The organism is Cellulomonas gilvus ATCC 13127, from assembly GCF_000218545.1.
In the GTDB taxonomy this organism is placed as follows: Bacteria; Actinomycetota; Actinomycetes; order Actinomycetales; family Cellulomonadaceae; genus Cellulomonas; species Cellulomonas gilvus.
The window spans coordinates 1937848-1950076 of the sequence record NC_015671.1 but is presented as its reverse complement, the minus strand read 5'-3'; the positions used below and the strand labels follow the sequence as shown (position 1 = coordinate 1950076).

Here is a 12229-nt window from a genome sequence, read left to right as displayed (position 1 = left end):
ATGACCGCTGCACTCGTCGCCCTGGCCGCCGTCGTCGGCCTCGCGATCGGCTCCTTCCTCAACGTCGTCGTCTGGCGGGTGCCCCGCGGAGAGTCGGTCGTGCACCCGCCGTCGGCATGCCCGCGCTGCGGGCATGCCATCCGGGGACGCGACAACGTGCCCGTCGTCTCGTGGCTGGTGCTGCGCGGCCGGTGCCGCGACTGCGGTGAGCCGATCGCGGCGCGGTACCCGCTCGTCGAGGCCTCGACCGCGCTGCTCTTCGGCCTCACGGCGTGGTGGACCGGCGTGTCGTGGGTGCTGCCCGCGTTGCTGTTCCTCGTGGCGATCGGCGTCGCGCTGACCCTGATCGACCTGGACGTCCACCGGCTCCCGGACGCGATCGTGCTGCCCTCCTACCCCGTGGCCGTGGCGCTGCTCGCGCTGGCGAGCTGGAACCCGGGCGGCACGGCCGACTGGACGGCGCTCGTCCGGGCGCTGATCGGCGGAGCCGTGATGTTCGCGGTGTACTTCGTCGTGCTGCTCGTCTACCCCGCGGGGACGGGGTTCGGCGACGTCAAGCTGTCGGGCGTGCTGGGCCTGTACCTGGGGTGGTTCGGCTGGGGCGCGCTCGTGCTCGGGTGGTTCGGCGCGTACCTGTTCGGGGGCGTCTTCTCGATCGCCCTGGTGATCGCGCAGCGCGCCGGACGCAAGTCCCGCATCCCGTTCGGACCGTGGATGCTGCTCGGCGCCGTGTTCGGCGTCGTGTGCGGGCAGGCCGTGTGGGAGTGGTACCTCGGCGGGCTCTGACCTGCGTCCCGGCCCCGACGCGGGCCGGCACCCTGCGGTGCGAAGCGATCGGCGATTCCGCTCAAGTCGGGACTGTTCACGCCCGATACGACAGGGGAATCCGCACGACGACACCGCATGAAGGGACACTCGTGGCCAACACACGTGTCATCGGCCTCGACATCGGGACGTCCGCCGTCCGCGCGGCCGAGCTCGAGTTCGGCGCCGGGGGGCCGAAGGGCAAGAACCCCCCGACCCTGGTGCGCTACGGCGAGGTGCCGGTCCCGCTCGGCGCCGTGCGTGACGGCGAGGTCATCCAGCCCGAGTCCGTGGCGACGGCCCTGCGCCAGCTCTGGTCGCAGGCGAAGTTCGAGTCCAAGGACGTGATCCTCGGCGTCGGCAACCAGCGGGTGCTGGTGCGTGAGCTCGAGGTGCCCTGGATGCCGCTGTCGCAGATCAAGGAGTCGCTCCCGTACCAGGTGAGCGAGATGCTCCCCATGGCCACGGACGACGCGCTGCTCGACTTCTACCCGACCGCTGAGATCGACGGCCCGCAGGGCCGGCTGGCGCGTGGCCTGCTGGTCGCGGCGCAGCGTGACACCGTCACCGCCAACGTGCTGGCGGCCGAGGCCGCGGGGCTGCACCCCCAGATGGTGGACCTCAACGCCTTCGCGCTGCTGCGTGCGCTCGCCCGCGGCGACCTCGCCAACGCGACCGCCGCGTTCGTCGACATCGGCGCGACCATCACGACCGTGGTCATCGCGGCACACGGCGTGCCGCGGCTCGTCCGGTCGCTCCCGTCCGGCGGTCAGCACGTGACCAACGCGCTCGCGACCGCGCGCAGCATCTCGGCCCCCGAGGCCGAGGTGCTCAAGCGCGAGATCGGGATCGGCTACGCGGTCTCGCCCGACCGCCAGGACGCCGCGGAGGCGGTGGCTCACGTGACGCGTGGCCTGGTCGAGTCCGTGCGTAACACGTTCGTGTACTACGCCGGCAACAACCCCGGCGCCGGCATCGACGTCGTCGTCCTGACCGGCGGCGGCTCGCACCTGCCCGGCCTCGGGCAGTACCTGTCGAGCGCCAGCCGCCTGCCCGTCACGCTCGGCGACCCGCTCGCCGGGCTGCGCAGCGGCAAGCAGGCGCGACGGGACCAGATCACCGGGCGTGAGTCGTGCGTGGCTCTCCCCGTCGGACTCGCGTACGGAGTGGCCGCATGACCGCGCTGCTGGAACGTCCAGGCACCAAGTCCAAGGCGAAGGGTGGTGCCTCGATCGTCGGCACGACGCTGCCGCAGGTCAACCTGCTCCCGCCCGAGGTCCGTGCGGCGCGAGGGCTGCGGCGCACCAAGCGGATGCTCCTGTTCGTGCTGGTGGGTGCGGTCGCCCTGTGCGTGCTCGCGTGGGTCTTCTCGCTGTTCGAGGCGTCCTCCGCGCAGTCCGACCTCGACGGGGCGAACGCCGACAAGGACGCGCTCATGGAGCAGCTCGCCGACCCGAAGTACGCCGAGGTGCCGCTGGTCCTGTCGGCGCTCGACGCCAACCGGGCCGCGCTGCCGCTCGCGATGGCGACCGACGTGATCTGGTCGGACTACATCGACGCGATCGCGGCTGTGCTCCCCGAGGGCGCCAGCATCGACACCTTCACGGTGACCTACGCGACGCCGATGTCCGGTGCTCCGCTGCCGGGTGACCCGCTCCAGGCGCCGAGCCTGGGCCAGATCGCGTTCACCGGACGTTCTGTCACGGTCCCCGAGACCGCGGCATGGCTCAAGGCGCTCAACTCCATCCCGGGCTTCCAGGACGCCTGGTTGGCCTCGGCTGCCGTGACGAGCGAGGACTCGGGTGACGGCGCGGGTGACGGCGAGGAGTACTACACCTTCTCCTCGACCGTGCAGGTCTCGGACACGAAGCTGACGCATCGCTTCGACGGCACGAAGTCCGACGCGCCCGCGGACACGTCCGCGAGCGACGACGAGAGCACGGAGGACTGATCATGCGTGGCAGCAAGAAGCAGGCATGGATCGGTGGGACGGCCTTCGCCGCGGCGCTGCTCCTCGCGGCGACCTGGTTCCTCATGGTGTCGCCGAACCTCGCGAAGGCGTCGGAGACCCGTGCGGACGCCGAGCAGGCACGGGTGTTCAACGACGTCCTGCAGCTCAAGCTCACGAAGCTGCGCGCCGACTTCGACAAGCTCGGCGACTACAAGGCCGAGCTCGCCGAGGCGCAGGAGCAGATCCCGGCGGCGGCGCAGCTCGAGACGTACCTCGACGGGCTCGACGCGATCGCCGAGCGCCGCTCGGTGACGATCACGGCGATGACGGCCGGAACGCCGGAGGAGTTCGTCATCCCGGATCCCGAGCCGGCGCCGGGATCGACACCCACGGCGGAGCCGACCGAGGCCGCCGACGAGTCCGACTCGGCCGAGAAGCCGGAGAAGCCCAAGGGCCCCGAGATTCCCAAGGGCCTGACGGCGATCCCCGTCTCGGTGACGGTGCTCGGGACCTACGTGGACACCATGAAGTTCCTCGACGACGTGCACCAGAAGAACCCCCGGGTCTTCCTGGTCTCGGCCCTCACAGGGACGTCGCAGAAGAAGTCCGAGGGCAGCCAGGGCAAGCCCGCCACCGAGGCGGGTGACCAGGAGCTCATCATCACGGGCTACATCTACGTGCTGCCCAACGCGATCGACCTCACGGGTGAGGAGCCCGTCGACGAGCCGACGGACCTCCCGAGGAACGACGGCAAGAACCCGCTCCTGCCCGTGACGGGCGAGTGACGGCAGCAGTACCAGCGTCCTGACGGTGGGCGCCCGCGGTGTGGACTCACACCGTGGGCGCCCACCGGCGCATGGGAGGATCACGCACATGCTGCGGTGGTTGACCTCGGGTGAGTCGCACGGTCCGGCGCTTGTCGGCGTCCTGGAAGGGCTGCCTGCCGGGGTCGAGGTGCAGAGCCAGGACATCAGGGACGCGCTCGCACGGCGCAGGCTGGGGTACGGCCGGGGCGCGCGTATGAAGTTCGAGCAGGACGAGGTCCGCGTGCTGGCCGGTCTGCGCCACGGGCTGACGCAGGGCGGACCGCTCACGATCGAGATCGGCAACACCGAGTGGCCGAAGTGGGTCGACGTGATGTCGGCCGACCCGGTCGCCGACCCGAGCGTGCTCGAGCGCGCCCGGAACGCGCCGCTGACGCGACCCCGGCCCGGCCACGCCGATCTGGTGGGCATGCGCAAGTACGGCTTCGACGACGCGCGTCCCGTGCTCGAGCGCGCGTCCGCGCGGGAGACGGCGGCGCGCGTCGCGCTCGGCACGGTCGCGGCGCGGTTCCTCGAGCAGGCCGCAGGTGTGCGCCTGGTCTCGCACGTGGTCGGCATCGGCCCCGTGGCCGTGCCGTACGGTTCGGCGCTGCCGGGGCCGCAGGACGTCGCGGCGCTCGACGCCGACCCGGTGCGCTGTTTCGATGCCGCCACGTCCGCGGCGATGGTCGCCGAGATCGACGAGTGCCACCGCGACGGGGACACGCTCGGCGGCGTGGTCGAGGTGCTCGCGTACGGCGTGCCGTCGGGGCTCGGGTCCTACGTGCACGCGGACCGGCGCCTGGACGCGCGGCTGGCGGCGGCGCTCATGGGCATCCAGGCCATCAAGGGGGTCGAGGTGGGCGATGGGTTCCTCACCGCGACGCGCCGCGGGTCGCAGGCCCACGACGAGATCGAGCGTGTGGACGGGCGCGTGCTGCGTCGCTCGAACCGCGCGGGAGGCCTCGAGGGCGGCATGACCAACGGCGAGGTGCTGCGGGTGCGCGCGGCGATGAAGCCGATCTCCACCGTGCCCCGGGCGCTGGCCACGATCGACACGCGCACGGGGGAGGCGACGAAGGCCCAGCACCAGCGTTCGGACGTGTGCGCCGTCCCGCCCGCCGCCGTCGTCGCCGAGGCGATGGTCGCGCTCGTGCTGGCTGACACGCTCCTCGAGAAGACCGGCGGTGACAGCGTGGCCGAGGTCCGACGGAACCTCGAGGCGTACCTCGCTGCGGTTCCCGAGCTGCTCCGCTGACGGAGGAGCTCGGAGCGTCCCGTACGACGAGAGGGCCCACCCCCGGGGGACGGGCCCTCTCGTCGTACGCGGTGCTACTTCGCGGTGACCTTGACGGCCGCGCTCGGCGAGCTGGTGCCGAGGTTGCTGACCGCCGCGACCCGGAACTGGTAGACCTTGCCCTTCTTGCCGCCCTTCCAGACGAGGGAGGTGGCGGTCGCCGCGGTCTTGGGCAGCGCGTACCAGGTCGTCCCGTTCGTCGAGTACTTCACCTGGTAACCGCTGAGCGTGGATCCGTTCGTGGCCGCCTTGGTCCAGCTCACGGTGATCTTGCCCGTCGTGGCGACCGCCTTGACGCCGGTCGGTGCCGATGGCTTGGTCGCCGGGGTGAAGATCACGCCGGACGAGTAGGCACCCGTGCCGAGGTTCGTCTTCGCGGCGACGCGCACCTGGTGCTTGACGCCGTTCGAGAGCGAGGACAGCGTCAGGGCGAGCGTCGACGCTGCGGTGGACCGCGGTGCGGTCCACGCGCTCCACACGCCCGTGGTGCTCTGGGTGCGGTACTGCACCAGATACCCCGTGATGGCCGATCCGCCGTTGTTCGCGGGTGCGACCCACGTGACCTTGCCGGTGCGGTCGCCACGGACGACCTTGACGGACTGGGGCGCGCTGGGGACACCGAGCGTCGCCGTGCTGTGCTCGGCAGACGGGCCCTGGCCCACCGCGTTGATGGCGGCGACGCTGATCGTGTACGAGGCCCGCGCGCTCAGCCCGCTGATCGTGACCGACCTGCTGGTCGACGTCCGGGCGGACGTGATCTCGGTCCAGTCCGCCGTGCCCTTGCGGTAGCGGACGTCGTACCCGGTGATGGGCGATCCACCCGTGTTCGAGGGAGCGGTCCAGGACACCTGCAGGGACGTCGCCGTCGGCTTCACGACGATCCCGGTGACGGTGGCCGGTGCCCCAGGGGTCGCGACGGTCCGTACGGCGGACCAGGCGCTCGCGCCCTCCGCGTTGTACGCCTGCAGCTGGAACTCGTACGTGGTGCTCACGTCCAGGCCCGCGACGGCGTGCGACTCCACGCCGGCCGGGATCTCCAGGACGGTCCACTCGGTGGTCGCGCCGGTGCCGTTGGACGCGCGGTAGGCGAGCCGGTACGCCGGCGCCTGCGCGGAGCCGCGGTTGGCGCCCGTGGGCGTCGCCCACTGGACGGTCGCTGTGGTCCCGACGGCGGTGAGCTTGGCGATCACGATGCCCGCCGGAGGGTTGACGACCGAGAACGATCCGACGGTCGACCTGCCGAGCTTGATCCGAGTCGAGGACGTGTTGGCCTTCTCGGGTACTGCGGTCACCTGCCAGAAGTAGGTCGTCCCGTAGGCCAGCGTCGCCGGCAGCGCGTACGACGTCGCGCTCGTCTCGGCGGCAGCTGCCGCGTCGAGCGAACCGGCCGACGTCGCGTACTGCACGAGGTAGCGCGACGCGCCGGCGACGGGCTGCCAGTCGAGCACGCGCTCGTCGCTCCTCAGCACCGTGCCGTTGGTCGTCGCCAGTGCCGGGACGGGTGCCGCGATCGTGAAGGTCCCGGGCGTCGCCTCGAGCGACTGGTAACCGCTCGCGTCGTAGGAGAACACGAGCCACTCGTACGACCCGTCGTCGAGGTCGCGGACCGTCGCGGCGGTCTGCGTGACCTGCGTCGGGGTGGCGGGCCATGCTGCGCCGACCGGACGCACCTTGACGCCGTACTTGGCGGCCGCGGTGGTCCCGGTCCAGGACAGCGTCGCCGACGTGCCGTCGACGGCAGCCGTGAGCCCCGTGGGCCGAGGGGCGGCGATCGTGAACGCGACGCTCGGGGTGTAGTTGCCGGGGTTCCCCAGGGCGTCGAGCGCGGCCACCTTGAAGAAGTAGTCACCGGGCGCGAGCGGCGCCTGGGGCAAGGTGGTGGTCTTCGCGACGTACCACGGGTACTCGACCTTGATGCTCGAGGACACCGTGTTCGAGGAGTTCGAGATCATCACGGAGTAGCCGCGGCTGCCGCCGTCGTTCGGCGCCGACAGCGACTGCGGGCGCCATGCGAGCACCACGGAGCCGTCGGCGGTGACCGTCACGGGGTTCACGCCGACGAAGTCGACGGGCGTGCTGCTCTTCTGCCAGAAGTGCTTCTCGCTGAACACCGAGCCGACGATCGCCGTCACACCGTTCTGGCTGAACGCGTCGTCGGCGATGTACCCGCGCACGCGCCAGCAGTAGGCGCCCGACGTCTCGTCGTCGAACACGCCGTTCACCACGAGGCTCGTCTGCATCGTGTGCAGCGTGCCGACGTGCACCGTGCAGTCCGAGTCGCCGTAGATGTCGACCTGGTAGGCGTTGGCGCCCACGACGGGCGACCAGGTCATGACCGGAGCAGGCTTCCCGATGTCGGTCGTGCTCGTGGTCGTCCACGCGCCCTCGTCGACGATCGCGGTCGACGAGCTCGCGGCCGTGGTCGGGGCGACACGGAAGTACCGCTTGCGGCTGAGGTCGCCGTCGTCGACGTCCGACCACTGCGACTCCTGCGAACCGCTCGGGGTGCTCGTCTGGATCGTCGTCGTCGCACTGCCGCTGTAGTCGATCGCGCGGACCTTCCACTCGTACAGTCCGAGCGCGTCCATCCGCTGGCCGCTCGACGACTTCCACAGGCAGTCCCGATCGCCCTCGAGGGCCGCGGCGTTGTTGCGCCCGTCCTCGACGCGGGCGATGACCGTCGCGGAGGTCGACGCCGTGCGGCACGTCAGCGGCTCGCGGTCGTCCTCGGGAGCGCCGGGTTCGGTCGCCTCGGTGATCGGGGTCGCCACGACCTCGTAGAGAGTCGCGCGCGCGACCGGCTGCCAGGTGAGCCGCACCTGGTCGAGCGGCACCACGGTCGCGTTGTTGATGTCGGTGCTGCCGAACGTCGGGAACGGGTAGGTCTTGACGAAACCGCTCGCCGACACGGTCGGGGCGCTCTGGGCACCCCAGGCCTTGCGGAACTCGACCGCCGTGGAGCGCTGCCCGGGCTTGCCCGCGGGGTCGTACGCCGTGACCTGCCAGAAGTAGTTGCCGTCGACGAGCTGCTGCAGCGGGACGTACGACGTGCTCGTCGTCGTCCCGCTGTCCTTGATCGTGGTGACGATGCCGGTGGCGGAGTCGACCGACTGCCCGATCGCGATGCCGTAGGTGGCGGCTCCGGCGACGGGCGTCCAGCTGAACTTGAGGTCGGACTGGACGGCGGCGGTGCCGATCGGCGCCAGGAGCGTGGGGGCCGACGCCTGCTCGGTCCAGCGCACCGTGAACGTGCCGGCCTCGGTCTGCGCGGGCCCGGTGACCGGGTTCGACGTCGTCGTCGTGCTGGTCGGGTTGGCGAAGACCGCCTGGACCCTCCAGTACCACTGGACGGGCACGCCCGGCGACGTGCGGGCGAGCGGTGCGGTCGGCGTGTGGGCCGTGCCCGTCAGGTTCGTCACCGTCGTGGTGACCCCCGCCGCCCACTCCGGGCTCGTCGAGTACGTCAGGGTGTAGGAGATCGCGCCGACGACGGGCGTCCAGCGGAACGCGACGGGCTCGGGGTAGTCGATCACCTCGCCCGCGCTCGGGGAGACCAGCTGCGGGACCCCCGCAGCCGCCGCGTCGTAGAACGCCGGCGCGGAGAACTCACCACGGGAGGACGCCGTGGTGCCCGACGAGTGGGCGGCGACGCGCCAGTACAGCCCGCGCGCCTCGACCGAGCCGAGCGTCCGCTCCGGGATCCAGGTGCGCGCCGTGGTCGCCCTCGTCGCGACGATGTTGGACGTCGCGAACTGGTCGTCGGTGGCGACCTCGATGGTGTAGCCCGTCGCGCCGTCGACGCCGTCCCACGTGAAGCGGTCGTCACCGTCCACGGTGGCCGTCGCCAGGCCCCCGGGTGCGGGGAGCAGGACGGTGGTCGCCGCCGTCGCGGGCACCGCGATCGTCGCGGCACCCCCGACCAGAGCGAGTGCCACGGCCACCAGGCCGGCGGCCGTTCGGCGCAAGATCACGATGCCTCCAGGCATGACTCGTCACAGGGTTCGTCACGGCATCGGCAGCCCGTGGTGACGAGGTGAGCCGCAAGCGCGCGGAGCGGGACGATTCACCCGTCTGCCGGACAGGTCCCGGGCGCCCTACGGGGCTGGACTACGCTCCGGCACGTGCCGTTCTCCGACCGCCCAGGCCCCCGCATCGTGCTCGTCGGCCCGCCCGGATCGGGCAAGTCGACGGTGGGGGCGGCCCTCGCGGAGCGGTGGCACCTGGCGCTGCGGGACACCGATGCGGACGTCGAGGCCACGGCGGGCAAGGCGATCAGCGACATCTTCGTCGACGACGGCGAACCCGCGTTCCGGGCGCTCGAGCACGAGGCGGTCGCCGCCGCGGTCGCCGAGCACGACGGCGTGCTCGCGCTCGGCGGCGGTGCGGTCCTCGACCCGGGCACGCAGGACGTGCTCGCCGCCTACCGGCAGGCCGGCGGCGTGGTGGTGTTCCTCGACGTGACGCTCGCGCACGCGGTGCCGCGGGTCGGGCTCAACCAGGCCAGGCCGCTGCTGCTGGGCAACCCCCGAGCGCGCTGGCAGGCGCTCATGGAGGCCCGCAGGCCCGTGTACCAGCAGGTGGCGACGGTGCGGGTGCTCACGGACGGGCTGCGCCCGACGGACGTGGCCGAGGCGATCGAGGCGGAGCTCGCGACGATCCGCGTCGCGCGCGCAGGCGGCACGGACGAGGGGGACGCATGAGCGAGCGGCGCACGGTGACGGTCCGGGGCGACCGGCCCTACGACGTGGTGATCGGCCACCACCTGCTGGGCGAGCTGCCCGGCGTGCTGGGCACCAACGTGCGGCGCGTGCTCGTCGTGCACCCCGCCGCCCTGGCGACCACGGCGGATACGATCATCGAGGACCTGCGCGCCGCGGGCTACGAGACGTTCGGCGCGCAGGTGCCCGACGCGGAGGAGGCCAAGACCGCGCAGGTCGCGGCGTTCTGCTGGGGTGTGCTCGGCCAGGCCGACTTCACGCGCTCGGACGCGATCGTCGCGGTCGGCGGCGGCGCGACCACCGACCTGGGCGGGTTCGTCGCGGCGACGTGGCTGCGCGGCATCCAGGTGGTGCACGTCCCGACGACGGTGCTCGCGATGGTCGACGCCGCGGTCGGCGGCAAGACGGGCATCAACACGGCCGAGGGCAAGAACCTCGTCGGCGCGTTCCACCCGCCCGCGGGCGTGCTGTGCGACCTGGCCTCGCTCGCGTCCATGGCGCCGTTCGACTTCGTCGCCGGGCTGGCCGAGATCGTCAAGGCCGGCTTCATCGCCGACCCGCGGATCCTCGAGCTGGTCGAGGCGAACGTGGACCTCCTCAAGGACCCGGTCGCGGCGTCGTCGTCGGACGTGCTGCTCGAGCTGGTCGAGCGCGCGATCGCCGTCAAGGCACGCGTGGTGGGGGAGGACCTGCGCGAGGCCGGGCTGCGGGAGATCCTCAACTACGGGCACACGTTCGGCCACGCCGTGGAGCACGTCGAGCGGTACCAGTGGCGGCACGGCGCCGCGGTGTCCGTGGGCATGGTGTTCGTCGCCGAGCTGGCCCGCCTGGCGGGCACGCTCTCCGACGAGGTCGTGGACCGGCACCGCTCGATCCTCACGTCCCTGGGCCTGCCGACGACGTACCGCGGCGACCGCTGGGAGCGGCTGCTGACCGCGATGCGCCGGGACAAGAAGACGCGCGGCGACGTGCTGCGGTTCGTCGTGCTCGAGGACATCGGCCGGCCGTCGCGGCTCGAGGGCCCGGACCCCGCGCTCCTGGCTGCCGCCTACGCCGAGGTCGCCGAGGGCGCGACCACCTCGTCGGCCATCCCTCTGTGACCCGGTCCGCCGTGTCGTGCCGGGCGGCCCGTGCGGCCACCCTAGGGTGAGCGGCATGACGCGCGTGCTGGTCCTGAACGGCCCGAACCTGGCGCGGCTCGGCACGCGCGAGCCCGAGGTGTACGGCTCGCAGACCTTCCCGGACCTGGTCGCCGCGGTGCAGGGGTGGGGCGCGGAGCTGGGGCTGGACGTCGACGTCCGGCAGACCGACGACGAGGCCACCATGATCGGCTGGCTGCACGAGGCGGTGGACACCCGTAGCGACGTGGTCCTCAACCCCGCCGCGTTCACGCACTACTCCTACGGGCTGCGCGACGCGGCCGCACAGGTGACCGGCGCGCAGCTGCGGCTGATCGAGGTCCACATCACCAACCCGTACGCGCGTGAGGCGTTCCGCCACCGCTCAGTGGTCGGACCGGTCGCCACGGGCACCATCGCGGGTTTCGGCCTGACCTCCTACCACCTGGCGCTCCAGGCCCTCACCCACCCCTGACCCCGCCCGTCAGAGCCCGCCCCACCGAGGTCTGAGAGGAAATGGCGGCTCTGGGTCGCCGATCTCTCTCACTCGTGGCCGGGGTGGGGAGGGTTGTGGACGGCCGCGGAGGTTCGGTGGGCGGTCGCGGGATGCTGCGCCGGTGCGGGTGGGGGAGCAGGAGGTGCCGCCGGGGAGCGTCGGCGGCGTGTTCACCGCGCGGATGGCGTACGCGGCGGGGTTGACGCGGTCGCAGGTCAGGACGAGGCTGGGCAACGGGTCGTGGCGCCGGCTCGTCGGGGACGGGCTGGTGGCATCGTCACTCGTCGTCGCACCGCGGCACGTCGCGCTCGCCGCGGCGCTGACCTGGCCCGACTCGGTGGTCGCGTGGGGAACCGCTGCGCGGGTGCACCGGCTGCCGGTGGACGACGACGGGCGCGTGCACGTCCTGGTGCCCACCCGTCGGGCCGCCCGTGGCGCGCTCCAGCCGCACCTGGTGTCCGTGGCCGCGGACGAGGCCGCGCCGCTCGGGCCGGGACGCATCACGACGAGGGAGCGCACGATCCTGGACTGCCTGGGCCGACTGCCGCGCACGGAGTCCGACGCGCTGCTCGCCTGGGTCGCGTCGCGGGACCTGCTGAGCCCCGAGGTGATCGACCGGTGGCTCGTCGGACGCCCCGGCGCCTGGGGCAACGTCCGGCGTCGGCTCGCGGCCGAGCGGCTGCGCTCCGGGGCGGTCACGGTGGCCGAGGAGCGTCTGCACGCGTTGCTGCGAGCCGCCGGGATCACCGGCTGGCGCGGCAACGTCCCGCTGCTCGCCGAGGTCGGGGTCGCGGCGCGCGCGGACGTGTACTTCCCGGCGGTGCGCCTCGTCGTCGAGGTGGACGGGCGCTCGGCGCACGGCCCGGGCCGGTTCCAGGCCGACCGCGAGCGGCAGAACCTCCTCGTCGCCGCCGGCTGCACGGTGCTGCGCTTCACGTGGCACGACCTGACGCAGTGCCCGGAGAGGGTCGTCCGCCAGATCCGCGACACCATCGCCCTGATCGACAACAAGTCTCGGGGCTTGTCGATCCACTAACAAGCC

General features: G+C 72.3%; 10 protein-coding genes. 9 read left to right on the top strand and 1 reads right to left on the bottom strand.

The features are described 5' to 3' along the window. From CELGI_RS09085 to aroC, 5 genes are all read left to right on the top strand, one after another. Positions 1-786 (top strand): prepilin peptidase, encoded by a 786-nt coding sequence (locus CELGI_RS09085; RefSeq protein WP_013883829.1) that lies wholly within the window; start codon positions 1-3, stop codon positions 784-786. 131 nt (positions 787-917) lie between these two features. After that, positions 918-1982, top strand: a complete 1065-nt coding sequence (gene pilM / locus CELGI_RS09080; RefSeq protein WP_013883828.1) for a type IV pilus assembly protein PilM — start codon at positions 918-920, stop codon at positions 1980-1982. Then, positions 1979-2755: a PilN domain-containing protein gene (locus CELGI_RS09075; RefSeq protein WP_013883827.1), complete on the top strand. Its 777-nt coding sequence runs from the start codon at positions 1979-1981 to the stop codon at positions 2753-2755. The genes pilM and CELGI_RS09075 overlap by 4 nt, the downstream gene beginning before the upstream one ends. A gap of 2 nt (positions 2756-2757) precedes the next feature. Beyond that, the gene (locus CELGI_RS09070) at positions 2758-3540 is read left to right on the top strand and encodes a hypothetical protein (RefSeq protein WP_013883826.1); all 783 of its coding nucleotides are present in this window, start codon (positions 2758-2760) and stop codon (positions 3538-3540) included. A gap of 88 nt (positions 3541-3628) precedes the next feature. Further along, positions 3629-4816 carry a chorismate synthase gene (aroC, locus tag CELGI_RS09065; RefSeq protein WP_013883825.1) on the top strand — a complete coding sequence of 396 codons (1188 nt, stop codon included), beginning with the start codon at positions 3629-3631 and terminating at the stop codon, positions 4814-4816. Between the two features lie 74 nt (positions 4817-4890). Here the strand turns inward: aroC and CELGI_RS09060 are convergent, their stop codons facing one another. Further along, positions 4891-8826, bottom strand: coding sequence for a fibronectin type III domain-containing protein (locus tag CELGI_RS09060; RefSeq protein WP_013883824.1), 3936 nt, complete (start codon positions 8824-8826; stop codon positions 4891-4893). Positions 8827-8976: 150 nt separating this feature from the next. Here CELGI_RS09060 and CELGI_RS09055 point away from each other — a divergent pair, with 150 nt between their 5' ends. The 4 genes from CELGI_RS09055 to CELGI_RS16495 all read left to right on the top strand — a co-directional run bounded on the left by CELGI_RS09055 (position 8977) and on the right by CELGI_RS16495 (position 12223). Continuing rightward, entirely contained in the window at positions 8977-9555 is a 579-nt protein-coding gene (locus CELGI_RS09055) for a shikimate kinase (protein ID WP_013883823.1), read from the top strand. Further along, on the top strand, positions 9552-10673 hold the full coding sequence (gene aroB / locus CELGI_RS09050) for a 3-dehydroquinate synthase (RefSeq protein ID WP_013883822.1): 1122 nt from the start codon (positions 9552-9554) through the stop codon (positions 10671-10673). Before CELGI_RS09055 ends, aroB begins: the two co-directional genes overlap by 4 nt. Positions 10674-10728: 55 nt before the next feature. Continuing rightward, a complete protein-coding gene (locus CELGI_RS09045; RefSeq protein WP_013883821.1) occupies positions 10729-11166 on the top strand; it encodes a type II 3-dehydroquinate dehydratase in 438 nt (145 codons plus the stop codon). Between the two features lie 142 nt (positions 11167-11308). Further along, positions 11309-12223, top strand: coding sequence for a DUF559 domain-containing protein (locus tag CELGI_RS16495; RefSeq protein ID WP_013883820.1), 915 nt, complete (start codon positions 11309-11311; stop codon positions 12221-12223). Positions 12224-12229 lie beyond the last annotated feature (6 nt).

Excerpts from the sequence above, each read along its gene's own strand:
- CELGI_RS09085 (WP_013883829.1), top strand. The coding sequence starts at position 1 with ATGACCGCTGCACTCGTCGCCCTGGCCGCCGTCGTCGGCCTCGCGATC.
- CELGI_RS09075 (WP_013883827.1), top strand. The coding sequence starts at position 1,979 with ATGACCGCGCTGCTGGAACGTCCAGGCACCAAGTCCAAGGCGAAGGGT.
- CELGI_RS09070 (WP_013883826.1), top strand. The coding sequence starts at position 2,758 with ATGCGTGGCAGCAAGAAGCAGGCATGGATCGGTGGGACGGCCTTCGCC.
- aroC (WP_013883825.1), top strand. The coding sequence starts at position 3,629 with ATGCTGCGGTGGTTGACCTCGGGTGAGTCGCACGGTCCGGCGCTTGTC.
- aroB (WP_013883822.1), top strand. The coding sequence starts at position 9,552 with ATGAGCGAGCGGCGCACGGTGACGGTCCGGGGCGACCGGCCCTACGAC.
- CELGI_RS09045 (WP_013883821.1), top strand. The coding sequence starts at position 10,729 with ATGACGCGCGTGCTGGTCCTGAACGGCCCGAACCTGGCGCGGCTCGGC.